Genomic DNA, 24,538 nt, shown 5'->3' with positions numbered 1-24,538 from the left:
ATCAGGCGCCTTGGCGTTGCGCGGCGAGCGCGGCTTCCACGTAGGCCTTGAACAGCGGGTGGCCATCACGCGGCGTCGAGGTGAATTCCGGGTGGAACTGGACGCCGACGAACCACGGGTGCATCGATTCCGGCAGTTCCATCATCTCCGGCAGGTTCTCGGTCGGCGTGCGCGCCGAGATCACCATGCCAGCCTTTTCCAGCTCCGGCACGTAGTGGTTGTTGACTTCGTAGCGGTGACGATGACGCTCGTTGACTTCGGCGCCATAGATCTGCGAGGCCTTGGTGCCGGTCTTGATGGGTACCCGCTGGGCGCCCAGGCGCATCGTGCCGCCGAGATCGGAGTCTGCCGAACGCTGTTCCACCTTGCCGTCGCGATCGACCCACTCGGTGATCAGCGCGACTACCGGGTGTTCCGTGTCGAGGTTGAATTCGGTCGAATTGGCGTCGCCCATGTTGGCAACGTGACGCGCGAATTCGATCACGGCGAGCTGCATACCCAGGCAGATGCCCAGGTACGGCACCTTGTTCTCGCGGGCATACTGGATCGCGCGGATCTTGCCTTCGGTACCGCGCTTGCCGAAACCGCCCGGTACCAGGATGGCATCCAGCGGCTGCAGCACTTCGAGGTGACCCGACTCGAGTTCTTCCGAATCGATGTACTCGATGTTCACGCGTGTGGCGGTATGCATGCCGGCGTGGCGCAGCGCCTCGATCAGTGACTTGTACGACTCGGTCAGGTCGACGTACTTGCCAACCATGCCGATCGTGATCTCGTGCTCGGGGTTTTCCTGTGCCTTGACCAGCTTCTGCCACATCGACAGGTCAGCCGGCTTCGGGTCCAGACGCAGTTCCTCGCAGATCAGGCGGTCGAGGCCCTGCTCGTTGAGCATCTGCGGAATCTTGTAGATGCTGTCGGCATCCCAGACCGAGATCACGGCTTCCTGCGGGATGTTGGCGAACAGCGAAATCTTGGCCCGCTCGTCGTCCGGAATCGGGCGGTCGGCGCGGCACAGCAGCGCGGTCGGCGAAATGCCGATTTCGCGGAGCTTCTGCACCGAGTGCTGGGTCGGCTTGGTCTTGAGCTCGCCGGCGCTGGCGATGAACGGCACCAGCGTCAGGTGCACGAACGCGCAGTGATTGCGGCCAAGGCGCAGGCTCATCTGGCGCGCGGCTTCCAGGAACGGCAGCGACTCGATGTCACCCACCGTGCCGCCGATCTCCACCAGTGCCACGTCGGCCTTGCCGTCGTGCGACGCGGCAGCGCCACGCTCGACGAAAGCCTGGATTTCGTTCGTGATATGGGGAATGACCTGAACGGTCTTGCCGAGGTACTCACCGCGGCGTTCCTTGCGGATCACCGATTCGTAGATCTGGCCAGTCGTGAAGTTGTTCGACTTCCGCATCTTGGCCGACACGAACCGCTCGTAGTGACCCAGGTCGAGGTCGGTTTCCGCGCCATCTTCGGTCACGAACACCTCGCCATGCTGGAAGGGGCTCATCGTGCCGGGATCGACGTTGATGTAGGGATCGAGCTTGAGGAGGGTGACTTTGAGGCCGCGCGACTCGAGAATAGCCGCGAGCGAAGCAGCAGCGATGCCCTTGCCGAGAGAAGAGACGACGCCACCGGTGACGAAGACGAATTTGGTCATAAACCGAGCTTGCCGGGGAAATCGGGATTATACATGAGAGCCCGATCCCCGCCGACGCCGAATTTGTGAAATCGAGGTGTCGGCCCGGCACGCAATGGCGGTCTGCGGCGCATACGTCGCACTGCACGCCGTACCACAAGCCAAGCCGGCGCCGCGCGCGCCGGCTTCCCAGACTTCAGCGCCCGGACTTGCGCATTTCCTCGATCAGGTCCCGCACCAGGCCGGCGGTCTCGAGGGGCCGCTCCATTGGATACAAGTGGCCGCCTTCGATATAGCGCAGCCGGTCGCCCACAAGCTTGCGGGTTGCGCCGAGCCCCGCCTGCCGTACCTCGCGCGAGCGGGTGCCGGCAACGAAGCTGACCGGGATCGGCGCACCACGCGCGACCTTGCGGCCGAGGCTGGTCGGCAGCGTCCGGTAGATCCAGTATTCGACCTCACGATCAAAGCGCAGCTTGCGTTCGTTGGCCACACCAGTGGGCTCGGTCCCATGCTCGGCGTAGTCGCGTAGAACCTCGGGGTCCCATACCTTGAAATTGCGCTTGGACTGGAAATGACTCCAGACCGCGTCGGTATCGGGCCAATGGGTGCGCCGGTTCTTGGTCACCGCGGCGGGGCCTGGCTTCTCATCGAGCCCCAGCATCTGGGACGCGCGCACCAGCGACGCTTTCCAGCCGGCGATGATCGGCGAATCCAGCATCACCACGCCCCGCACCCGCTGCGGCCGACGCAGCGCGGCCATCAGCGACAGGAAACCGCCCAGCGAATGGCCAACCAGCCAGACCTTGGGCGCGTCGGCACCGCTCCGCCCCGGGCGATCCAGCTCGCCAAGCAGTTCGTCGACCAGATGCGGCCACTCGCGCGTGACCGGAAACTTCGGATTGTGGCCGTAACGCTCGACGGCGCGGATGTCGAAGGTGTCCTCAAGCGCGCCGAACAGCTTGCGATAGATCGGCACCGGAAAACCGTTGGCGTGGGAAAAGAGCAGGATGTCGCGCATGGCGGCAGATCGATGGAATGGGTCGGAAAAACCTGGAATGAAAGGAATCAGCTTCGGTCGCGGCGGGCCCGTACCGGCTGGCCCCAGCGATCGGCTTCGTCGCGCGCCAGCGGGAATTCGGCCTGCTGGCTCGCATCCCATTCGGGATTGGCGATCTCGCCGAAAACCTGGCGCAGGCGCTGGCCCCAGGTGTCGCGGATCATGCGGAAGTATGCGTTCTTCTCGTCGATGCTGACGAAGCGCGTCACGCGGAGCGAATCGGCCTCGTAGACCAGCAGGTCGAGCGGCAAACCGACCGAGATATTCGACTTCAGCGTGGAATCCATCGAGACCAGCGCACACTTGGCCGCCTCGCCCAGCGGCACCGACGGCGTGATGACACGGTCGACGATCGGCTTGCCATATTTGGCCTCGCCAATCTGGAAGTAGCAGTTCTCGGGCGTGGCCTCAATGAAGTTGCCTGCAGCGTAGACATGGAACAGGCGCGTGCGCTCGCCCCGGATCTGCCCACCGAAAATCAGGTTAACGCTGAATTCGATGCCAGCCTCGCGCAACGCATGGGCATCGCGCTTGTGCACGGCGCGCACCGCCTCGCCGACGATGGTGACCGCCTCGAACATGTCGCGCGCGGTCCACAGCGAACGTTTCTCGTCGCGCGCCTCGGCCAGGCATTGGCGCACAGACTGGCTGATCGCGAGATTGCCCGAGGTCAGCAGCACCATGACGCGGTCGCCCGGCTCCTCGAATACGGTCATTTTGCGCGCGGTGGAAATGGCATCCACACCGGCGTTGGTACGGGAATCGGACAGGAATACCAGACCGGCATCCAGCCGCATGGCTACACAGTACGTCATGGGTTCGGGTTGACAGAGGCGCGACGGCAACGCCCCATTCTAGCCGCACGGCAGGCGCAACGGCGGTGTATGAATACCGAAGGATTACTCTGCCGCCGCACTTCGAACCAACCTGGCTTCGCCATTTCAGGCCAGCGGCGTGATCTCGATGTCGACTTCCATTGTTTCCCCCGCCCCGCCTTCGAGGATGCCCCGGATTGGTGCGGCCGAGGCATAGTCACGCCCCACAGCAAGGCGGACGTGGCGCCCATCGGTGATGCAGCGATGCGTGACATCGATACTGCACCAGAGCCCGCGGTCCGCATCCAGGCAGATGTCGGCCCAGGCATGACTGGCCAGCGAGGCTGCGGCCGCATCGAAGAAGTAGCCACTGACATAGCGCGCCGGAATACCGAGCGCGCGACATGCCGCCACCATAACCTGCGCCTGATCCTGGCAGACCCCGCTGCCTAGCCGGAAAGCCTCGACGGCGGACGTGCCGACATCGGTCGTATTGGCCCGGTACTGGACGCGCTCGGCGATGCCGTCGGCCAATGTCAGCAGGGCCGGCACCTCGTGGCCAGCGGCCAGGTACGGGGCTGCGAACGCCTGCATGTCCGCAGGCGCCTGGGTCAGCGGCGTGCCCGATAGAAAATAGAGCGGCGACACGCGCGACTCACCGGCTTCCGGCAGGTCCTGGAAAGCGCCATGGCCACCCTCCCCGGCCTCGGCGCCCGCCTGGCCCGTTGGGGCTTGATCGATCCTGACCTCGACCTCGCCGGTAGCGACGATCGCAATCGTACGGGCCGGACCGGCCATGGTGAAGTTGTGGACGATATTGCCGAAACCGTCACGCGCTTCGGAAAGGTTACCCGGCGCGGAAAGCGTCCAGTACTGCACGGACTGCAGTGGGCCACTGCGGGGCGCCAGACGCAGCTCATGCACGCTGCGGCGCACCGGCTCGGTGTATCGATAGATGGTCTTATGGTGGATCTTGTATTTCACGGGTATATCTCGCGCCACATGCATGCCGGCCCCAGTCGGGGATACCGCACACCCGGCGCGTGGCGCCGGGGGTTCCTGCAACGGTCAGGCAGCTAGCAGCGGCACGAGGAAATCCCGGCTGATGCCATTGCCGAGGTCGCCGATGCGCTCCAGGAAGCTGGTCAGGTAGGCATGCAGGCCGACGGCGAAAATGTCGTCGATGCGCGCGTACTTTAGGTCTGCGTGAAGTTTACCAGCCTGCCTTTCGGTCTCCGCCGACTGCTGGTTCGACACCAGCGCCAGAATCGCGACCACTTCGTCCATGCTGGAAACCAGCGAACGCGGCATGTCGGGCCGCAGGACCAGCAGTTCCGCCACGCGCTGCGGCGTGATCACGGCACGGTAGATCTTGCGATAGACCTCGAAGCCGGAGACCGACCGCAACACGGCCGCCCAGTGATAGAAATCGTTCTGCTCGCGGTTCGGATCGCTATCATCGCGGCCCGAGGCCTGGAACTTGACGTCGAGAATCCGCGCGGTGTTGTCGGCCCGCTCCAGGAAGGTGCCAAGCCGCATAAAGTGGAACGCGTCGTCCTTGAGCATGGTGCCGAACTGGACGCCACGGGCCAGATGCGAGCGGAACTTGACCCACTCGAAGAAGCGCGAGGGATCCTCATGCAGCTCGCCATCGGCGATCATGCGCTGGACGTCGAGCCAGGTGGTGTTGATGGTCTCCCAGACCTCGGTCGTCAGCGATCCACGCACCGCGCGCGCATTCTCACGTGCCGCACGCAGGCAGCTCATGATCGACGAGACATTGGTCATGTCGCGCACCATGAAGTCGATCACGTCGTCACGGTGCAGCAGGCCGTACTTGTGGTCGTAGGCCTCGGTCAATTCGGAGATATCGAGCATTGCCCACCAACCCTGTTCGGCCACCTCCGCCGATTGCGGCAGCAGCGAAGTCTGGTAGTTGACGTCGAGCATGCGCGCGGTGTTCTCCGCGCGTTCGGTATAGCGGGCCATCCAGAACAGGTGGTCGGCGGTACGGCTCAGCATGGTGAAATCTCCCGGCAAACAGCGTCTGTGGACTTAGAAGCCGTTGCAGATTGAAGCGAAGCGGTTCTGGCTAGGTTGAAGCAGTGCGGCAAGGCCGCGCAACGACGCCAGAATCATTCTGAAACGGCTTCCTAGCGTTCCAGCACCCAGGTGTCCTTGGTACCGCCGCCCTGGGACGAATTGACCACGAGCGAGCCCTCTCTCAACGCCACCCGCGTCAGCCCGCCCGGCACCATGCGCACCTCCTTGCCCGACAGCACGAACGGGCGAAGGTCGATATGGCGCGGCGCGATGCCCGCATCGACATAGGTCGGACAAGTCGACAACGCCAGCGTCGGCTGCGCGATGTACTGCTCGGGGCGCGATTTCACGACCTCCCGGAACTGGTCAATCTCCGCGCGCGTCGCAGCCGGTCCCACGAGCATGCCGTAGCCGCCGGCGCCATGCGTTTCCTTGACCACAAGATCCTGCATATGGTCGAGCACGTACTGCAGATCATCCGGACGCCGGCACATGTAGGTCGGCACGTTCGACAGGATGGGTTCCTCGCCGAGATAGAAGCGGATCATGTCCGGCACGTACGGGTAGATCGACTTGTCGTCGGCCACGCCCGTCCCGATCGCATTGCTGATCGTCACGTTGCCGGCACGGTAGACCGAGAGCAGCCCGGCCGCACCCAGCGCGGAATCGTGGCGAAAAACGAGTGGATCGAGAAAATCGTCGTCCACGCGCCGGTAGATCACGTCGATACGCTGCGGCCCCTGCGTGGTGCGCATGTAGAGGTGGTCGTCCTCGACGAACAGGTCATTGCCTTCCACCAGTTCGACGCCCATCTGCTGGGCCAGGAACGCGTGCTCGAAATAGGCTGAGTTATACATGCCCGGCGTGAGCACGACGACGGTCGGATCGGCGATATTCTGCGGCGACACGCTGCGCAGCATGTCCAGCAGCAGATCGGGATAGTGCGCCACCGGGGCCACGCGGTTGCGGGCGAACAGATCGGGGAACAACCGCATCATCATCTTGCGGTTCTCGAGCATGTACGACACGCCCGATGGCACCCGCAGGTTGTCTTCGAGAACGTAGAACTCGCCCTCGCCCGCGCGTACGACGTCGATGCCGGCCACGTGCGCGTAGATGTCACGAGGCACGTCGATGCCCAGCATTTCCGGGCGGTACTGCGCATTGTTGTAGATCTGGTCCGGCGGAATCACGCCGGCACGGATAATGTCCTGCCCGTGGTAGATGTCGTGGATGAAGCGGTTTAGCGCCGCAACGCGTTGCCGCAGGCCGCGCTCGAGCGTGCCCCACTCGCTGGCAGGGAAAATGCGCGGGATCACGTCGAACGGAATGGTCCGCTCGGTCCCGCTGTTGGACTCATCCTTGTCGCCGTAGACGGCAAAGGTGATACCCACGCGCCGGAAGATCAGATCCGCTTCCGCGCGCTTGTTGCTCATCGTCGCCGCAGACTGCCGTCCCAGCCATTCGGCAAAGTTCCGGTAGTGGGGCCTGACCGCCCCCGACGGCAGCGCCCGCCCGGCCTCGATGGCCTCGGTTGCTCCGTCCTCTCGCCCTTCCAGCATCTCGTCGAAAAACCGCGCCGCCATGATGGCCGCTCCTTCGTGAAATTGGGCGCCTTGCCGCGGTTGTCCTCCGGTGGTTGTCTCCCGGTTACTGCCTGATACCAACCGCCGCCGCCCGTTTATCGATGCCTTGTCGAGTCGACTCCTTCAGCATATCCGTACCGGCTGAACCCGCAAGGGGTTGCACACAAGTGACACGCGCCGGTACACAGAAACGATTTAGCAAGATGCTTGCCAGCCACAAGTTATTCAGGGCGCCTTCCCGGAACAGGCGGCCGATGCCGGCGGGCATTTTTCCAGAATATCCTCGACCAGTGCCTCGGGAGTGCGGCGAATATCGAGCACGAGCGCGTCGCAAGGCTCCTCCAGGGTCTCGAACTGGCTCTGGAGCAGCGCGGGATTGAAAAAATGGTCGGTGCGCGCGGACAGGCGGCTGCCGATCGTCGAGGCGTCGCCCTTCATGAACACGAAGGTCACGCCGCCGTCGGCCGGCAGCAGGCGGTCCCGATAGACCTGGCGCAGCGCCGAACATGTGAACACGTGGGTGCGGCCCTCGGCGCGGGCGGCGTCGATGGCGGCCCGCATCGCGTCCAGCCAGGGCCAGCGGTCGTCATCGGTCAATGGGATGCCGGCGTGCATCTTGGCCTTGTTGGCGTCGCTGTGGAAGCTGTCCGCGTCGTGGAAACCGCAATGAAGACGGTCCGCCAGCATCTGGCCGACCGTGCTCTTGCCGCTGCCGGAAACGCCCATCAGGATATAGATCATGTCTGCTCCATCGATCATGTGTCGGATGGTGTTGCCATCCTTGTCGGTAGCCTTCGGCCACGTCGATGTGGCGCGAAGGTGCTTCCGGGGTGCAGCGCGTGCTGCCGGGCACCCCGGAAGAGTACGCAAGAGAAACGGAATGATTGGCGCGAGCGCCGCCTGACGGCCCGCCTATTGTGCGACGGCGGACGCCGTTTGGACAGCGGGTGCCAGAGCATCGGCTTCGGACAGGTCCAGCGCGCTGCCCCCCTCCTCGGCGGCCCGCGCATGGCGGCGGAACAGGCCGAACAGGCCCCGGCCCATGCTGAAACGGGTGAATTCGTCGACTGGCGCCGCTGCCGGCACTCGCCCGGCAAAGTCAGCCTGGGTGGCAGCATCACCCACCAGATCGAGCGTGCCCGCCAATGCGTCCACGCGAATGACGTCGCCGTCGCGCACCCGAGCCAGCGGCCCGCCTGCCAGCGCCTCCGGCCCGACATGGATCACGGCGGGCACCTTGCCCGACGCGCCCGACATGCGGCCATCGGTTACCAGCGCGACCTTGCGTCCGGCATCCTGCAGCGCGCCAAGCGCGGGGGTAAGCCGGTGCAACTCGGGCATGCCATTGGCATTCGGGCCCTGGAAGCGCACCACGGCCACTACGTCACGATCAAGTTCGCCTGCCTCGAAGGCGGCCTGCAGCGCTTCCTGCGAATCGAAGACTCGCGCCGGCGCCTCGACCACTCGGTGCTCGTCGGCCACGGCCGAGACCTTGATCACCCCGCGCCCCAGGTTGCCCGCCATCAGCCGCAGCCCCCCCTCGGGTGAGAACGGCGCCGACGCTGGCGCCAGCACCGACTCATCCCCGCTCGTGGCCGGGCCAGCCCGCCAGCGCAGCACGCCATCGTTCATGACCGGCTCCTCGGTGTAGCGCTTCAGGCCGGGGCCCGCCACGGTCTGCACGTCCTCGTGCAGCAGACCGGCGTCGAGCAGTTGGGCAATCACATAGGCCACGCCGCCCGCTGCGTGGAAATGGTTCACATCGGCCGAGCCATTCGGATACACACGCGCCAGCAATGGCGTGATCGCTGACAGGCAGTCGAAATCGTTCCAGTCGATCAGGATGCCGGCGGCGCGCGCCATCGCCACCAGGTGAATCGTGTGGTTGGTCGAGCCGCCAGTGGCCAGCAGACCAACCATCGCGTTGACGATCGCCCGTTCGTCGACAATCTTCGCCAGCGGGGTATAGGCGTCACCGCGAGCGATCAGGGCCAGCGCCCGCTGGGCTGCCGCGGCGGTGAGCGGGTCACGCAGGCCGCTGTCCGGATGCACGAACGCCGAGCCGGGCATGTGCAGGCCCATGATCTCCATCAGGAACTGGTTGCTATTGGCGGTGCCATAGAAGGTGCAGGTACCCGCGCCGTGATAGGCGGCGCATTCGGCCTCCAGCAACGCATCGCGCCCGACCTGCCCGGTGGCATAGAGCTGGCGCACACGCGCCTTTTCCTTGTTGGACAGGCCCGTTGCCATCGGCCCGGCCGGGACGAACACGATCGGCAAATGGCCAAACTGCAGCGCCCCCATCAGCAAACCCGGCACGATCTTGTCGCACACGCCCAGCATCAGCGCCGCATCGAACGTGTTGTGCGACAGCGCGACGGCCGTGCCCATCGCGATCGCATCGCGCGAGAACAGCGACAACTCCATGCCGGCGTTGCCCTGGGTAATCCCGTCACACATGGCCGGCACGCCACCTGCCACCTGCGCCACGCCACCCACGGCGCGCGCGGCTTCGCGAATCACGGTCGGGTAACGCTCATAGGGCTGGTGGGCGGACAGCATGTCGTTGTAGGCGGTCACGATGCCGAGATTCGGGGCATGCTCGACCCGCAGCTTGAGCTTGTCGTCCGAAGGCAGTGCGGCGTAGCCGTGGGCAAGGTTCGCGCAGGACATGCCGCGCAAGGGCCCGAGTTCCTGCTGGGCGCGCTCGCATCTGGCTAGATAGGCCGCCCGGCTGGCGCGACTGCGGTCGACGATACGTTGCGTGACGGCCAGTACCTCGGCAAGAACGGCTTGGGACATGTTGGAGTTCTTCCTGGTGGGGAAACCGAGGCATCCATTGGACGCCTAGCTTGTAGAATTTCTACATTATATCCATGAGACCCGCGCCACCGGAAGACAAGTGCCTTGGGTAATGCGGCAATTTCACAGGAAATCCGGGTAAATCCCGAGCACAACCCCCGGCGCAAACCCTTCCGGGAACCCTCGCAATCTGTGTAGAATCTCTACATTACCGAGGCTGCACTGAAGCCAGCCCAGGGGCACCGGCACAACCGGCGCCCCACCCCAGTACCCTTACGCACGATCCCGCACTCCCTCACCATGCGCGACAGAATCCTTGCCGTCTACGACTCGCTACGCCCGTCCGAACGCCGCCTGGCCGATTACGTGGCACGACACGGTGCGAGCGTCATCCGACTGACCATGCCGGAACTGGCGGACCGGGCCGGCGTCTCGCAGCCGACGATCGCCCGCTTCTGCGCCGCGCTTGGCTACGACGGCTTCAAGGAGTTCAAGCTTCAGTTCGCACAGAATGTGGGGGGTGGCACGCCCTTCGTTCACCAGGACGTGGAAGCCGACGATCGGCCCGCCGATATCGCCGGCAAGGTGTTCGACCGCACCATCGCCACGCTGATGTCCGTGCGAAACGCACTGTCCGCCGACCAGATCGAGCACGGTATCCGGCTACTGGCCGGGGCGCGCCGCATCGAGTTTTATGGCTGCGGCAACTCGGGCATCGTTGCGCTCGACATCCAGCACAAATTCTTCCGCCTAGGCATTCCCACCACGGCTTACTCGGACCCGCACGTGTTCAGCATGTCCGCAGCGCTGCTGCGCCCGGGCGATGTCGCCGTGCTGGTGTCCAACAGCGGCCGCACATGGGACATGCTCACCGCCGCCACGCTGGCACGCAGCAGCGGCGCCAGCGTGCTGGCGCTGACCCATAGCGGATCACCGCTCGCCCGCCTTGCGGACGTCTGCGTCTTCTCCGACGTCGAAGAGGACAGCGAGGTCTATACGCCCATGACTTCGCGCATCTGCCATCTCGTGCTCGGCGACGTGCTGGCCGCAGGCGTGGCGCTAGATCGTGCCGACTCGGTCGCCGCAGGCCTGCAGCGAGCCAAGGCACATCTGCGCGAGCGCCGGATTGCGGGTGCCGATCCGGCGCCGCTGGGCAAGACCCCAGCAGCGGCCTCTGCCACAACTGCATCCGAGGCGACATCACAGTCAACCAAACCGAGCCGGGCGGCGCGTCGCCCGACTAAGTCCGACAGCCCTGCCAACAAGACGACCAAGCCCGCCGCTCACCGTGGCGCGGGCGGCGCGTCTCGCCAATAACGGCGCTGTTGCTGACGGAACGACGTCACCACGTAGTCGCCGCCGCCCGTGACGATCGACACCGCGCCGGTTTCATCGGTGCGATACCGCGCCGCGCCCGCACGCGCGTACCGCCGCCAGACATCTTCACGCGGATGCCTGTGCCGGTTCGCGAAGCCAAGCTGAAACACCGCCACTTCGGGTTGTACAGCCCGCAGGAATGCCGCATGTGAAGACGTGCCACTGCCGTGATGCGGCACCAGCAGGAAATCCGCACGCAATCGCTCACCTAGTTCGCTATCGATCAGCCGCCGCTCCTCCGATACACCAATGTCGCCGGTCAGCAGCAGGCTGCGCTGCGCCGTTGCCACGCGGAGCACACAACTCCGGGCGTTGGCCGACAAGCGCTGGCGCGCCAGACCCTCTTCCGTCGGGTGCAGGACCTCAAAGTCCACGCCATCCCAACGCCACGCAACGCCATCCAGACACGGCTGCCACGCGCGCCCCTGCGGCAAGCCTGGCAGTGGCTTGTTCCCAGGTCCTTCCGCCGTCAGCCCCCGCGCTACCGGCACGGCCTGCAGCACGGCTTCAACGCCACCCGCGTGGTCGTCATGCTCATGGCTGACCATCAGCATGTCCAGATGCCGCACCCCGGTCGCGCGGAGATAAGGCACGATCACCTGACCACCTGCGCTGGCACCCGACACATACGAAGGCCCAGTGTCGTAGAGCAGCACGTGACGGCGCGTTTCCACAAGCACGGCTGCACCCTGCCCGACGTCGAGCGCTGTCACACGCATTTCCCCTTCCTCCACCGGCTCGCGCCCGGCCGAGAGCATCGGCACCATCAGCAGCACGCCCAACCAGCGCGGCACGATCCGCACTCGCCTGGCACCTTTCGCATCCGACGGACGGGGGATGAGCAGGACGTAGACACCAGCGAATGCCAGCCCGGTCGCCACCGGACCCGGGTGCGCGGCCTCCCATACTGCCCACGCGGGCGCGGCCAGCCACGCGAGTCCCCCAACCAACCACTCCAGCGCTTTGTGGGCGATCCACAGCAGCGGCGCAGCCCAGCCAGGCGGCAACACCGCGCCAGCAAGCGCCAGCGGCGTAACAAGCAGACTAACCACCGGGATCGCCACGGCATTGGCGAACACGGATACCACCGAGACCTGCCCGAACAGCAGAAGCGTCAACGGTACGAGCCCGATAGTCACCGACCATTGCGTGCGCGCCGCCTCGGCAGCCACGCCGCCAATCCGACTCACCCAGCGGCTCACACAGCGGCTCACACAGCTTTTCGGATCCGCCTGCCGCTCCTCCACCGCCCCTCCATCCCCACTGCCGTCGCCCCGCGCGCCCAGGAAGATCACCGCCACCGCGCCAAATGACAGCCAGAAGCCCGGTGACATCACCGCCCATGGGTCGATGGCCACCGCGATCCCCGCCGCCCAGGCGAGCACTACCGTCGGCGGTGGCGTCCGCCCGCTCCACAGCGCCACGGCAGCGACCATCAGCATCGATACCGTGCGCAGCGCCGGGATCTGCATGCCCGCAATCAGCCCGTAGCCGAGCGCCGTCTGCACCGCTACCACCATCGCCACCTTCTGCGCGGGCCAGATCAGCGGCAGCGGCCGCCGGAGCTTGCGTCCGATGCCGAACGAATGGCGCCAAAGCATGCCCGCGAGCTCCGCAACTGCCCCCGATATCATCGTGATGTGCAGCCCGGAGATGCTGACCAGATGGGAGATGCCGGTGCGCCGGAACACATCCCAGTCCGCCTGCCCAATGCCCCGCTGATCACCGATCACCAGCGCGACGAGCACTGCCCGGTATTGCGCATCGGATGGCAACGCCGCCCACAAGCGGTCACGCAATCCGGCCCGCCACTGCGTGATCCGGATCGACAACGGCATCGCGGCATCACGATTCAGCAACTGACCGTGGCGTACATAGCCCGTCGCCCCGATGCCTTCGGCAAGCAGCCAGTAGCCATAGTCGAAACCATGCGGATTCGCGAGACCGCGCGGTCTGCGCAGACGGACCGTCAACCGATGGCGCTGGCCGGGCTGCAGCACCTCCGGCGGATCTCGCCACGTCAGCAATACCCTGGGCGGCAATGGCGCTGTTGACAGTGGCGCCACCCCTGCGTGGCGATCTCCCATCGCCACGCCACCCGACGCCCCGCTCTCCACCGTGAACAGGAACCGCGTGCCGTGCGGGGCCGCGTCCGGCAATCCGCTGACAACACCGTCGATGATTTGATCACGCCCTGCCAGTGACGGGTCCAGCCAGGCACCGAGCCGCATGTCCGCCCGCCACGCCGACCAACCCAACCCCACGATTGCCGCGATTGACAGGCTCACCAACCATCGAGCCCAGACTACCCACCGCGCCCCACGCCCGCGCACCCCCCAAACCCCAAACAGTCCAACCAGCGCAAAACACCCCCAAACGACCCAATCCCATGGCCCCGGCAGTGCCGCCTGCTGCTGCAACCACCAGCAGCCCACCACGAACGCGAGAAGCACTGCACGCATAGCAAGGCACGCCCCCGCATCTGATTGCTGAAGGGCTTATTTGTACTGCGATTGACAGCTGGGAAACGTGACCGAGCGATACGTCGGTGTGTCAGAAGGTTAAATCTGCGCGCGGAGCGCTGAGGGCCGCCTAGCGAGGGGCCATGACATCCGCGAACGCCGCCAGTCTTGGCAGCGCGGCCACGGAATTGCGCCACATGGTATCGGCGAGCTCTCGTTCCGAGACGCCGCGCAGCTCGGCCACGACGCGCGCCACGCCCACCACTTCCGCAGGCGTATTGCGGGCCTTGTGCTGCTCGCCGAACTGATCGTCGGAGAGCCAGGCGGGCGCGATATCGGGCGCGTCCGTTTCCAGCACGATCGACTCGATCGGCAATTCGGCGGCCAGGCGGCGGATCTGCCGCGCGCGGGAAAACGTCACGTTGCCGCCGAATCCGAGCTTCATGCCGTGGGTCACGTAATGGTGCGCCTGATCGTGACTGCCGTTGAACGCATGGGCGATACCCTGCCGCACGCCCGCACGACGCAGCTGCGCCAGGATCTGGTCCTGCGACTTGCGCACGTGCAGCAGCACGGGCAGGTCGAAGTCGCGCGCGATCTTCAACTGCTCCGCGTACAGCCAGGTTTGATGGGCGGCGTCGAGCCCAGGCACGAAGAAGTCGAGCCCGATTTCGCCAATGGCAACGAGGCGCGGATCGTCGATCGACGCCGTCACCTGGCGGCGCAGTTCATCGAGATCGGCCTGCCCGGCGGCCCGCGAGTACAGCGGGTGGATGCCGAGCGCATAGACACAGCGTGGGTCGGTATGCGCCAGCCCACGCACCACGTCGAAGTTCGCCACTGCCACGGCCGGCAACACAATGCCGGTCACACCGGCAGCCGCAGCCGCGTCCGTGACGTCAGCCCGGTCGGCATCGAACTCGCTGGCGTCGAGGTGGCAGTGCGTGTCGATCCACATGGCGGGGGCTAAGGGGAGGCTAAGGGGAGGCTAAGGGAGGGCTATGGGAAGGTTACGGGTTGGCTACCGGCGCTCAACGCTCTTGATGCAGATGACCGTCGCGCAGCCGCAGCACGCGGTCGCAACGCCCAGCCAGGTCGAGGTCGTGGGTGACGATCACGAAGCTCGTGCCCAGCGTGCGTGACAGCTCCAGCATCAGGTCGTACACGCCGCCTGCCGTGTGGTCGTCAAGGTTGCCGGTCGGCTCGTCGGCCAGCACGCAGGCCGGCTTTCCGACCAGCGCGCGGGCAATTGCCACGCGCTGGCGCTCGCCGCCCGAGAGTTCGCCGGGGCGGTGCTTCGAGCGGCCGCCAAGCCCCACGCGCTCAAGAACGGCCTGCGCCTCGGCGCGCGCGGCGGGCTCGCTCAGGCCGCGGATGCGCATTGGCATCGCCACGTTGTCGAGCGCCGTGAACTCCGGCAGCAGATGGTGAAACTGATAGACGAAGCCCAGCGAGCGGTTGCGCACGATATTGCGCTCCTTCTCGCGCAGCGCCGTGAACGGCTTGCCCAGCAGCGCCACGCGGCCGGCGTCGGGGTTGTCGAGCCCGCCCAGCACGTGCAGCAGTGTCGATTTGCCCGAACCGGAAGCACCGACGATGGCCACCTTCTCGCCTGCGTCGACGCGCACATCGACGCCACGCAGGACTTCGACGTCCAGGCCGCCCTGTTTGAAACGCTTGGTCAGGCCCTCGCCCAGCAGGACCGGCGTGCCGGTTGGCGTGCCAGGGCCTTGGGTGCCGGCCTGGAATGAGGCTTCGGGGAGCAGCGTCGTATCACTCATAGCGCAGCGCCTCCGCCGGGTTCACGCGCGAGGCGCGCCAGCTCGGGTAGATCGTGGCCAGCGACGCCAGCACGAAGGAAATGATACCGATGGTAGCGATGTCGTTCATGCGCGGGTCCGAAGGCAATTCGCTAATGAAGTAGATGTCCTTGGGCAGGAACTGCACATGCAGGATCCGCTCGATGAAAGGCACGATCACGTCGATATTGGTGGCGATCAGCGTGCCGCCCAATACGCCGAGCAAGGTGCCGATGAAGCCGATGGCCACGCCTTGAACGATGAAGATCTTCATGATCGAGCGCGGCTGGGCGCCCATCGTGCGCAGGATCGCGATGTCGGCCTGCTTGTCAGTCACGGTCATGACCAGCGTGGACACCAGGTTGAACGCGGCCACGGCGATGATCAGCGTCAGGATGATGAACATCATGCGCTTTTCGGTCTGCACGGCGGCGAACCAGTTGCGGTTCTGCTTCGACCAGTCGCGCAGGTAGAGGTCGCCGCTCATGGTGCCCGCCAGCTCCTGGGCCACCTGCGGCGCGCGCTGCATGTCCTGCAGTTTCAGGCGCACGCCCGTGGGTCCGCTCTGGCGGAACAGCGTTTCCGCATCGCCGATGTTGATCAGCGCCAGCGCGCTATCGAACTCGTAGTGACCCGACGAGAACACGCCGGCCACGGTGAACTGCTTGAGGCGCGGCAGCATTCCGGCCGGCGTGATCGTGCCTTGCGGCACCACCAGCATCACCTTGTCGCCCACGCGCACACCCAGCGCATTGGCCAGTTCGCTGCCGAGTGCGATGCCGAACCCACCCGGCGCCAGCGCGTTCATGCTGCCGGCGCGAAACTGGTTGGCGATATCCGACACCTTGGGCTCTTCGGCGGGGTCCACGCCGCGCAGCAGCACGCCGCGCACCACGTCTTCCCGCGTCATCATGGCCTGGGCCGCCACATACGGCGCGGCGCCCACCACTTCCTTGTTGCGCAGGGCCTCGGCGGCCGTCTTCTGCCAGTCCGTCAGCGGCGCGGCGCCGATGACTTCGATGTGCGACAGCACCGACAGCATCCGATCGCGCACTTCCTTCTGGAAGCCGTTCATGACCGAGAGCACGACGATCAGGGCGGCCACGCCAAGCGCGATGCCCATCATCGAAATCATCGAAATGAATGAAATGAACGTATTGCGGCTGGCGCGCTTGCTCGCGCGGGTGTAGCGCCAGCCGATCTGCCATTCGTAAGGAAAGTTCAAGAGGAGTCCTGTTGTTCGAGGAAAAGCGCCGACGGCAGTTTATCGGTTATCCGGTCACGGGAAACTGGCGCCGGACAGCCGGGAGTTTACAATCTCGCCAACCATGATGACGCACCTGACCCTGATTGTGCCTTTTTCCGTCCCGCCCGGTGCCGGCGACGACGCCTCGGACGATGTCGTGCCCGGTGCGCTGTTGCGGCAGTTGGAGTTGCCGGCGCTCGGAAAGTTGCTGACGCGCGCCACCCCCGGCCCTCGCGAGACGCACGACGATCCCTACCTGCGCACACTGCCGCAGGAGCGCTGGCTGGCCGGACGGGCCGGGCTGGATACCACGCGAGTGCCGACTGCGCCCTTCATGCGGCTGGCGGACCACCGCGGCGCCGCCCCGCCCCCCACGCAGGTCGCCGGGGAAGGCGGATGGGCCTGCCTGCAGCCGGTCCACATCCATGCCGCGCGGGATCACCTGGTGCTGATGCACCCGGATCAGCTCGACATCCGCCCCGACGAGACAGCCGCCCTGCACGCCGCCATCGCCGGTCTGCTGGACGAGGCAGGCATCACGATCGATACCCCCCACCCCGCCCGCTGGTACATCCCCGATGGCATGTTCGGGGACCTGACCGCGACCACGCCGGTGCGCGCCACGGGCCGCAATATCGATATCTGGATGCAGGCTGGCCCGAAAGCGCGCGACTGGCGCCGCCTGCAGAACGAAATCCAGATGACCTGGCACGGGCACCCGGTGAACGAGGCGCGCGAAGCCGAAGGACGGTTGACCGTCAATTCCGTGTGGCTGCACGGCGGCGGCAGGGCCAACGCGGCGCGCAAGCTGGCCGACACGGTGCTGACCGACGATCCGTTCCTGGCCGGGCTGGGCCTGGCCGGTGGCAGCCGCCTGGGGCCGCAGCCGGCCCGCTTCGCCGACATCGCCGATACCGATGGCTCGGTCATGACGCTGCTCGACAGCGCCACCGAGGCCCATATCGCTGCGGACTGGGGGCTGTGGCTGGAGCGGATGCACACGCTCGACGCCGAATGGTTCGCGCCGGTGCTGGCCGCGCTCGGCGAGGGCCGGATTCAGGCCGTGACGCTGGTGCTCGGCGGCGAAAACCACTTTGCCGAGTTCACCGTCACACGGGCCGACCTGCGCAAGTTCTGGCGCGGGCTGGGCTCGCGCGGAGACTGGCGCGCCCTGCTGTCCGACCTGGCCATGGTCTCCTGACCCGGCGGCCTGACATCACATTGACGAATTCGAACGCGAACGCCACATGACCCGGATTGCCATCCGCTCCTTCTCCGACGAACACGCAAAGGCCCTGGCGGCCTCGGGTCTGCATCCGACGCTGGCGCGCATCCTGTCCGCGCGTGGCGTAGCCCGACCCTCCGAACTGGCCACGGACCTGCCCGAACTGGCGCCGCCGGCCAGCATGAAAGGCATCGGCCATGCGGCCGAGTACCTGGCCGACGCGATTGCCGCGAATCGCAAGCTGCTGATCGTGGCTGACTACGATTGCGATGGCGCCACGGCCTGCGCGGTGGGCGTGCGCGGGCTGCGCATGCTGGGCGCGCGCATCGACTACATCGTGCCGAACCGCTTCGAGTACGGCTACGGGCTGACGCCGGAGATCGTCGAACTGGCGGCCCGGCAACATCCTGACGTGATCGTCACGGTCGACAACGGCATCGCCAGCGTCGACGGCGTGGCGGCCGCCAACGCACGCGGCATCGACGTCGTGGTGACCGACCACCACCTGCCCGGCGAGACGTTGCCCGACGCTGCGGTGATCGTGAACCCGAACCAACCGGGATGCGAGTTCCCGAGCAAGAACCTGGCGGGTGTCGGGGTGATGTTCTACGTGCTGCTGGCCCTGCGCGCTGAACTGCGCCGCCGCGGCGTGTACACCCAGGCCACCCAGCCGCCATTGCAAACCCTGCTGGATCTCGTGGCGCTGGGCACGGTGGCCGACGTGGTCAAACTGGACACGAACAACCGGATTCTGGTGGCCCAGGGGCTGAAGCGCATGCGCGCAGGACGGATGCATCCCGGCGTGGCGGCACTGTTCCGTGCCGCCGGCCGCGAAGCCTCGCGCGCCAACACGTTCGACCTCGGCTTCGGCCTGGGCCCGCGTCTGAATGCGGCGGGCCGGCTGGCGGATATGTCGCTCGGCATCGAGTGCCTGCTGACCGACGACGCCAATCGCGCCTGGGAAATCGCCCAGGAACTGGATGGCATGAACCGCGAGCGGCGCGACATCGAGGCTGGAATGCAGCAGGAAGCACTTCAAATCCTCGAACAGCCGCTAGCCGGGCTGGACCCGACATCGCGTCACACCGTCAGCGTGTTCCATGACACGTGGCACCAGGGCGTGATCGGCATCGTCGCATCGCGGCTCAAGGAAAAATTCCACCGCCCGACCATCACGTTCGCACCCGGCGACGAGGAGCACATCAAGGGTTCAGGGCGATCGATCCCCGGTTTTCACCTGCGCGACGCGCTGGATCTGGTGTCGAAGCGCCACCCGGGACTGCTGGTCAAGTTCGGCGGACACGCGATGGCGGCCGGCTTGACCGTGCGTGCCAAGGACTTCGACACCTTTGTCAGCGCATTTGAGGAAGTTGGCCGCGAATGGCTGACCGACGACCAATTGGCGCGTGTGATCGAGACCGATGGCGATATCGAGGATGCGTGCTTCAGCCCGGAATTCGTCACCCTGCTCGAAGGCCAGGTCTGGGGTCAGGGCTTCCCGGCACCGACGTTCTGCGGCGAGTTCGACGTATTGCGCCAGACCGTGCTCAAGGGCAAGCACCTGAAACTCCAGCTCGGTCGGGGCAGCCAGCGCTTCGACGCCATCTGGTTCAACCATGCCGATGCGCTTGATGGCGCCAGCGCGATGGTGGCTTACCGGCTCGACAACAACACATTCAACGGAATGACCCGGGTGCAACTGGTGATCGAGCACGCGCAGTAAGGGCAAGCCGTTTGTTTTCTCCTCTCCCGCCTGTGGGAGAGGGAAGAGAACCGCCTAACAGGCGGCTCTTACCCCCTAGCCCCGAGAAGGCAGATAATTCGCCGGATTGAGCGGCCGACCGTTGCCGCGCACCTCGAAATGCAGTTCGGCGGCCTGCGCCATGCTGCCAATCTCCTGACCAGCGGTAACGCGATCGCCCTCCTTGACCAGCGGCTTGTCCAGGTTGCCGTAGACGGTCAGCCAGTCGTCGTTGTGCTTGACGATGACCAACATGCCGTAGCCACGCAGCGTGCCGACGTGAATCGCCCAGCCCGGCGCGGCCGCGCGGACCTTGCCGCCAGCCGGTACCTCGATGCGCATTCCCTTCTCCGCCGGCGGCGCGAAACGGCCCGAGACACGGCCATCGGCTGGCCATTGCAGGCTGATTGAACTGGCCGGCGGCTTGGCGGACGGCATGTCCTGGACCGGACGCGCGGGCTTGTCGGACTGCGGCGTCGCCGCCGCCGATGTGGAGGCCCCGCCGGGCGGACGAACGCGAATCAGTTGCCCAACCTCGATCTGGTTGGTGTTCGACATATTGTTCCAGCGTGCCAGTTCGGACACCGAGCGCTTGTTCCGGCGCGCGATCGAATACAGCGTATCGCCACGCTCGACGCGGTAGAAACCGTCCGGAGCCGGCTCGGTCGGCGTGGTGCCGCAGGCTGCCAGCAGGGCGGACAGGGAAATCGCGGCGAGGCTGCCGAGCGCGCCCAAGGCACGGCGGCGGGTCTGCAGATTGGCGTGGTGCGTTCGATTCATGCGCCGGAATCACTCCTGAAAAATGGCGCCGGGGTGGGCGCGGTTCGGGCGTTATTGTCGCCGAAGCGGCGAGAAGGCTCCGCGAATAGACCGTTCGCTGCGCGAACGGTTCGCATTTTCGTTGCGAGAACTGTCCGCCCCACCCCGGATTTGCCCCGTCAATCCGCTATAATTCCCGGTTTTGAAGCGCAAGAACACTACAACATGGAAGCAGAACGCCTGAACGCTATCTCCGGTGCAATCTCCGATCTCCGTTCCCGGACGGAAGATCTACGGGGGTATCTTTGACTACGATGTCAAAGTAAACCGGCTGGATGAAGTCAACGGGTTGCTCGAAGACCCCGACGTCTGGAACAACCCCAAGCGAGCCCAGGACCTGGGCAAGGAAAAGAAGGCGCTGGAAGGCGTCGTGCAGGTACTCGGCAAGCTGACCGACGACCTCAACGGCACGGACGAGCTGTTCGAGCTTGCCCGCGAGGAAGGCGACGACGAGACACTCGAATCCATCGAGGCCGACGTCTCTGGCTTCGAGGCCCTGGTGGCGGACATGGAGTTCCGCCGCATGTTCTCGGGCGAGATGGACCAGGCCAATGCGTTCATCGACATCCAGGCGGGCGCCGGCGGCACCGAGGCCTGCGACTGGGCGTCGATGCTGCTGCGCCAGTACCTGAAATACTGCGAGCGCAAGGGTTTCAAGGCCGAAGTGCTGGAAGAATCTGAAGGCGACGTAGCCGGCATCAAGAGCGCGACGATCAAGGTCGAGGGCGAATACGCGTTTGGCTACCTGCGCACGGAAACCGGTGTGCATCGCCTGGTGCGGAAGTCGCCGTTCGATTCGTCGGGCGGGCGCCATACGTCGTTCTCGTCGGTCTTCGTCTACCCCGAAGTGGACGATTCGTTCGAGGTGGAGGTCAACCCGGCCGATCTGCGCGTGGATACCTACCGCGCGTCGGGTGCCGGTGGTCAGCACATCAACAAGACCGACTCCGCCGTGCGGATTACGCACATGCCCACCGGCATCGTCGTGCAGTGCCAGAACGACCGTTCGCAGCACCGCAACCGCGCCGAAGCCATGTCGATGCTGAAGTCGCGCCTGTACGAGCATGAAATGCGCAAGCGCCAGGCAGAAGCCGACAAGCTCGAAGCCGGCAAGACAGACGTGGGCTGGGGCCACCAGATCCGCTCGTACGTGCTGGACCAGAGCCGTATCAAGGACCTGCGCACCAACGTGGAAATGTCCAACACCCAGAAGGTGCTGGATGGTGACCTCGACCCGTTCATCGAGGCCAGCCTGAAACAGGGGTTGTAATCCAGACGCCTGATACTCAGGTCCTGGCAATTTCTGCCGAAGATTGCAGATAGACGTCGCCGCGCAATGTCCCCGGACAAACTCGGGGCCTGCGCGGTGATTCCGATGCCATCTCACTGAACAAGGTCCACTCACATGACCACCGGAACGCCCCGCTCCACCCATCTCTACATCGTCACCGGCGCCTCGCGCGGCCTGGGGGCCGCCTTGGTTCGCGCGCTGCTGGTACCCGGCAACCGCGTAATCGGCGTGGCGCGCAGCCGCAACCCCGAGCTCGAGGCCGAGGCTACGGCCAGCGGCGTGCGCGTGGCCTGGCATCTGCAGGATCTGTCGCAGCCTGGCCCGTCGGCCGGCTGGCTGGCGAGCGTGCTCGATGCCGTGGAAGAGGCGCCCGCCAGCATCACCCTGATCCTGAACGCCGGGGTCGTCGAGCCGATCGGTCCGATCACGCAACTGCATGACAGCACGCTGGTGCCGCATCTGCAGACCAACCTGGTCACGCCGATGACCATGACCGGTGCGTTCATCGAACATACGGTGCGCTTCGATTGCCCGCGCAAGGTGCTGGCAATCTCGTCGGGCGCCGCGCGCAACCCCGTACCGGGGTGGTCTGCCTACTGCGCCGGCAAGGCTGGCCTGGACATGTTCATCCGCTCGGTGAACACCGAGTACGCGAGCGTGCCCGAGCCGCGCACCTTGCGCGCCGTGGCGCTGGCGCCGGGCGTGGTGGATACCGGAATGCAGGAAACCATCCGCGGCGCGGATTTCGCCCAGGTGCAACGCTTCCGCGACCTCAAGGACAACGAACAGCTCGCCTCGCCTGACGATACCGCCCGGCGCATCGTGGCCTATCTGGCCCGTCCCGATTTCGGCACCACCGAACTCGACGACATCCGCAAATACTGAACCGATACATTGAACCGAACCCGCGCGACGCTCCGCGCCGCGCGATCGAACCTCACATCATGACCGAACCGACCCGCGCCCAAGCCGCCACGCCCACCACCGAAGGGCTTGCCGTAGATGAGAACAAGATCATCGCCGAGCGGCGCGAGAAACTGCAGGCCCTGCGCCAGCAAGGCGTGGCCTTCCCCAACGATTTCCAGCCGACGCACCAGGCCGGCGCGCTGCACGCGCAGTATGGCGAAACGGACCAGGCCACGCTGGAAGCCAGCCCCGTGGAAGTGTCCATCGCCGGACGCATGATGCTCAAGCGCGTGATGGGCAAGGCCAGCTTCGCCACGGTCCAGGACGGCAGCGGCCAGATCCAGTTCTACATCACGCGCGACAAGGTCGGTGAAGACGTCTATGCCGCGTTCAAGCACTGGGACCTCGGCGACATCATCAGCGCGCGCGGAGAACTGTTCCGCACGAACAAGGGCGAGTTGTCGGTGCAGGTGCGCGAACTGCGCCTGCTGTCGAAGGCACTGCGTCCCCTGCCGGACAAGTTCCATGGCCTGGCCGACCAGGAAACCAAATACCGCCAGCGCTATGTGGACCTGATCGTCTCGCCGGAAACGCGCGGCACGTTCCGCGCCCGCACCCAGGCCATCTCGTCGATCCGCCGTCATATGGCCGACGCCGGCTTCATGGAAGTGGAAACGCCGATGCTGCACCCGATTCCGGGTGGCGCGGCGGCCAAGCCGTTCATCACGCACCATAACGCACTGGACATGCAGATGTTCATGCGCATCGCGCCCGAGCTCTATCTGAAGCGCCTGATCGTCGGCGGCTTCGAGCGCGTGTTCGAAATCAACCGCAACTTCCGTAACGAAGGGGTGAGCCCGCGCCACAACCCCGAGTTCACGATGATGGAGTTCTACGCGGCCTACACGGATTACCGTTGGCTGATGGACTTCACCGAGAACCTGATCCGCCAGGCCGCAATTGACGCGCGTGGCAGCGCCACGGTGACGTACCAGGGCCGCGAACTTGATCTGTCCAAGCCGTTCCATCGCCTGACGATCTGCGGGGCGATCCAGAAGTACGCGCCGGAATACACCGACGCGCAGCTTGCCGATGCCGACTTCCTGCGCGCCGAGCTCAAGAACAAGTTCAAGATCAACACCAGCGCGCCGCAGTTCCTGAACGCCGGCCTGGGCACGCTGCAACTGGTGCTCTTCGAGGAAACCGCCGAAGCGCAACTCTGGGAACCGACCTACATCGTCGACTACCCGGTCGAGGTATCGCCGCTGGCGCGCGGCTCGGACACGCAGCCGGGCATTACCGAACGCTTCGAACTGTTCATCACGGGCCGCGAGATCGCCAACGGCTTCTCCGAGCTTAACGACCCGGAAGACCAGGCCGAACGTTTCCGCAAGCAGGTCGAGCAGAAGGATGCGGGCGACGAGGAAGCGATGTACTTCGACGCCGATTACATCCGCGCGCTCGAGTACGGCATGCCTCCGACAGGCGGCTGCGGTATCGGCATCGACCGCCTGGTGATGCTGCTGACCGACAGCCCGAACATCCGCGACGTAATCCTGTTCCCGCACCTGCGCCGCGAGGACTGATTCTCAAGGCCGGTCCCACCGGCCGGTGAGAATATGACCTTGAACGAGAGCCCCGCCCACGCGGGGCTTTTGCTTTGTTGGGGCGCCCGGCCACTGCACATCGCGTGCCCGATTGTTACAACGTGGTCGTCAACGATGATCGAGCACAGGTAT

Annotated in this window: 19 protein-coding genes; 6 read left to right on the top strand and 13 right to left on the bottom strand. The window is 65.4% G+C overall.

The genetic code is table 11. The annotated features are described in order from the left end of the window. Position 1 precedes the first annotated feature (1 nt). The 8 genes from WD006_RS04960 to edd all read right to left on the bottom strand — a co-directional run bounded on the left by WD006_RS04960 (position 2) and on the right by edd (position 9,933). Positions 2-1,651, bottom strand: coding sequence for a CTP synthase (locus tag WD006_RS04960; RefSeq protein WP_029308204.1), 1,650 nt, complete (start codon positions 1,649-1,651; stop codon positions 2-4). A gap of 175 nt (positions 1,652-1,826) precedes the next feature. Then, entirely contained in the window at positions 1,827-2,648 is an 822-nt protein-coding gene (locus WD006_RS04955) for an alpha/beta hydrolase (protein WP_011515843.1), read from the bottom strand. A gap of 47 nt (positions 2,649-2,695) precedes the next feature. Then, entirely contained in the window at positions 2,696-3,502 is an 807-nt protein-coding gene (locus WD006_RS04950) for a peptidase (RefSeq protein ID WP_035832950.1), read from the bottom strand. Between the two features lie 126 nt (positions 3,503-3,628). Continuing rightward, positions 3,629-4,486 (bottom strand): transglutaminase family protein, encoded by an 858-nt coding sequence (locus tag WD006_RS04945; protein WP_194075061.1) that lies wholly within the window; start codon positions 4,484-4,486, stop codon positions 3,629-3,631. Positions 4,487-4,570: 84 nt separating this feature from the next. Beyond that, on the bottom strand, positions 4,571-5,524 hold the full coding sequence (locus WD006_RS04940; protein WP_011515840.1) for an alpha-E domain-containing protein: 954 nt from the start codon (positions 5,522-5,524) through the stop codon (positions 4,571-4,573). A 131-nt stretch (positions 5,525-5,655) separates the two neighbouring features. Next, positions 5,656-7,131 carry a circularly permuted type 2 ATP-grasp protein gene (locus tag WD006_RS04935; protein ID WP_011515839.1) on the bottom strand — a complete coding sequence of 492 codons (1,476 nt, stop codon included), beginning with the start codon at positions 7,129-7,131 and terminating at the stop codon, positions 5,656-5,658. Between the two features lie 225 nt (positions 7,132-7,356). After that, positions 7,357-7,872 carry a gluconokinase gene (locus tag WD006_RS04930; protein ID WP_011515837.1) on the bottom strand — a complete coding sequence of 172 codons (516 nt, stop codon included), beginning with the start codon at positions 7,870-7,872 and terminating at the stop codon, positions 7,357-7,359. Between the two features lie 171 nt (positions 7,873-8,043). After that, complete coding sequence (gene edd / locus WD006_RS04925) at positions 8,044-9,933, bottom strand: phosphogluconate dehydratase (protein WP_029308208.1); 1,890 nt, start codon at positions 9,931-9,933, stop codon at positions 8,044-8,046. 300 nt (positions 9,934-10,233) lie between these two features. Here edd and WD006_RS04920 point away from each other — a divergent pair, with 300 nt between their 5' ends. After that, a complete protein-coding gene (locus WD006_RS04920; RefSeq protein WP_035832954.1) occupies positions 10,234-11,250 on the top strand; it encodes a MurR/RpiR family transcriptional regulator in 1,017 nt (338 codons plus the stop codon). Here the strand turns inward: WD006_RS04920 and WD006_RS04915 are convergent. The 4 genes from WD006_RS04915 to WD006_RS04900 all read right to left on the bottom strand — a co-directional run bounded on the left by WD006_RS04915 (position 11,217) and on the right by WD006_RS04900 (position 16,796). Continuing rightward, entirely contained in the window at positions 11,217-13,772 is a 2,556-nt protein-coding gene (locus tag WD006_RS04915; RefSeq protein WP_104669724.1) for a DNA internalization-related competence protein ComEC/Rec2, read from the bottom strand. The genes WD006_RS04920 and WD006_RS04915 overlap by 34 nt on opposite strands. 130 nt (positions 13,773-13,902) lie before the next feature. Further along, the gene (locus tag WD006_RS04910; protein ID WP_029308211.1) at positions 13,903-14,730 is read right to left on the bottom strand and encodes a TatD family hydrolase; all 828 of its coding nucleotides are present in this window, start codon (positions 14,728-14,730) and stop codon (positions 13,903-13,905) included. A gap of 73 nt (positions 14,731-14,803) precedes the next feature. Next, positions 14,804-15,553: an ABC transporter ATP-binding protein gene (locus WD006_RS04905; RefSeq protein WP_029308212.1), complete on the bottom strand. Its 750-nt coding sequence runs from the start codon at positions 15,551-15,553 to the stop codon at positions 14,804-14,806. After that, the gene (locus tag WD006_RS04900) at positions 15,546-16,796 is read right to left on the bottom strand and encodes a lipoprotein-releasing ABC transporter permease subunit (RefSeq protein WP_011515831.1); all 1,251 of its coding nucleotides are present in this window, start codon (positions 16,794-16,796) and stop codon (positions 15,546-15,548) included. The genes WD006_RS04905 and WD006_RS04900 overlap by 8 nt, the downstream gene beginning before the upstream one ends. Before the next feature lie 103 nt (positions 16,797-16,899). Here WD006_RS04900 and WD006_RS04895 point away from each other — a divergent pair, with 103 nt between their 5' ends. Together WD006_RS04895 and recJ are read left to right on the top strand one after the other, a co-directional pair. Continuing rightward, entirely contained in the window at positions 16,900-18,018 is a 1,119-nt protein-coding gene (locus tag WD006_RS04895) for a hypothetical protein (RefSeq protein WP_029308213.1), read from the top strand. 46 nt (positions 18,019-18,064) lie between these two features. Further along, complete coding sequence (gene recJ / locus WD006_RS04890) at positions 18,065-19,765, top strand: single-stranded-DNA-specific exonuclease RecJ (RefSeq protein WP_029308214.1); 1,701 nt, start codon at positions 18,065-18,067, stop codon at positions 19,763-19,765. Positions 19,766-19,840: 75 nt separating this feature from the next. On the opposite strand, the gene WD006_RS04885 is transcribed toward recJ, so the two are convergent. Further along, entirely contained in the window at positions 19,841-20,563 is a 723-nt protein-coding gene (locus WD006_RS04885) for a M23 family metallopeptidase (protein WP_029308215.1), read from the bottom strand. 204 nt (positions 20,564-20,767) lie between these two features. Here WD006_RS04885 and prfB point away from each other — a divergent pair. From prfB to lysS, 3 genes are all read left to right on the top strand, one after another. Further along, positions 20,768-21,872 (top strand): peptide chain release factor 2 gene (gene prfB, locus WD006_RS04880; RefSeq protein WP_104669723.1). Its coding sequence is split into 2 segments (ribosomal slippage): positions 20,768-20,848 and positions 20,850-21,872, totalling 1,104 coding nucleotides; the frame shifts between segments, so codons are not numbered across the junction. A gap of 135 nt (positions 21,873-22,007) precedes the next feature. Next, complete coding sequence (locus WD006_RS04875; RefSeq protein ID WP_008649271.1) at positions 22,008-22,778, top strand: SDR family oxidoreductase; 771 nt, start codon at positions 22,008-22,010, stop codon at positions 22,776-22,778. Between the two features lie 59 nt (positions 22,779-22,837). Further along, positions 22,838-24,385: a lysine--tRNA ligase gene (gene lysS, locus WD006_RS04870; RefSeq protein ID WP_029308217.1), complete on the top strand. Its 1,548-nt coding sequence runs from the start codon at positions 22,838-22,840 to the stop codon at positions 24,383-24,385. The last annotated feature ends 153 nt before the right edge of the window (positions 24,386-24,538 follow it).

Origin of the sequence: Cupriavidus sp. Met-2, from assembly GCF_049843575.1 — a bacterium.
Classification (GTDB): Bacteria; Pseudomonadota; Gammaproteobacteria; order Burkholderiales; family Burkholderiaceae; genus Cupriavidus; species Cupriavidus metallidurans.
The sequence above is the reverse complement of the archived record's forward strand: the minus strand, read 5'-3'. Positions and strand labels throughout refer to the sequence as shown.

What these genes read in the sequence shown, in the direction of transcription:
- WD006_RS04905 (WP_029308212.1), bottom strand. Translation starts at nt 15,553, where the DNA reads ATGAGTGATACGACGCTGCTCCCCGAAGCCTCATTCCAGGCCGGCACC.
- edd (WP_029308208.1), bottom strand. Translation starts at nt 9,933, where the DNA reads ATGTCCCAAGCCGTTCTTGCCGAGGTACTGGCCGTCACGCAACGTATC.
- WD006_RS04885 (WP_029308215.1), bottom strand. Translation starts at nt 20,563, where the DNA reads ATGAATCGAACGCACCACGCCAATCTGCAGACCCGCCGCCGTGCCTTG.
- WD006_RS04920 (WP_035832954.1), top strand. Translation starts at nt 10,234, where the DNA reads ATGCGCGACAGAATCCTTGCCGTCTACGACTCGCTACGCCCGTCCGAA.
- WD006_RS04895 (WP_029308213.1), top strand. Translation starts at nt 16,900, where the DNA reads ATGATGACGCACCTGACCCTGATTGTGCCTTTTTCCGTCCCGCCCGGT.
- WD006_RS04940 (WP_011515840.1), bottom strand. Translation starts at nt 5,524, where the DNA reads ATGCTGAGCCGTACCGCCGACCACCTGTTCTGGATGGCCCGCTATACC.
- WD006_RS04910 (WP_029308211.1), bottom strand. Translation starts at nt 14,730, where the DNA reads ATGTGGATCGACACGCACTGCCACCTCGACGCCAGCGAGTTCGATGCC.
- WD006_RS04960 (WP_029308204.1), bottom strand. Translation starts at nt 1,651, where the DNA reads ATGACCAAATTCGTCTTCGTCACCGGTGGCGTCGTCTCTTCTCTCGGC.
- recJ (WP_029308214.1), top strand. Translation starts at nt 18,065, where the DNA reads ATGACCCGGATTGCCATCCGCTCCTTCTCCGACGAACACGCAAAGGCC.
- WD006_RS04930 (WP_011515837.1), bottom strand. Translation starts at nt 7,872, where the DNA reads ATGATCTATATCCTGATGGGCGTTTCCGGCAGCGGCAAGAGCACGGTC.
- WD006_RS04950 (WP_035832950.1), bottom strand. Translation starts at nt 3,502, where the DNA reads ATGACGTACTGTGTAGCCATGCGGCTGGATGCCGGTCTGGTATTCCTG.
- WD006_RS04875 (WP_008649271.1), top strand. Translation starts at nt 22,008, where the DNA reads ATGACCACCGGAACGCCCCGCTCCACCCATCTCTACATCGTCACCGGC.
- WD006_RS04915 (WP_104669724.1), bottom strand. Translation starts at nt 13,772, where the DNA reads ATGCGTGCAGTGCTTCTCGCGTTCGTGGTGGGCTGCTGGTGGTTGCAG.
- WD006_RS04955 (WP_011515843.1), bottom strand. Translation starts at nt 2,648, where the DNA reads ATGCGCGACATCCTGCTCTTTTCCCACGCCAACGGTTTTCCGGTGCCG.
- lysS (WP_029308217.1), top strand. Translation starts at nt 22,838, where the DNA reads ATGACCGAACCGACCCGCGCCCAAGCCGCCACGCCCACCACCGAAGGG.
- WD006_RS04935 (WP_011515839.1), bottom strand. Translation starts at nt 7,131, where the DNA reads ATGGCGGCGCGGTTTTTCGACGAGATGCTGGAAGGGCGAGAGGACGGA.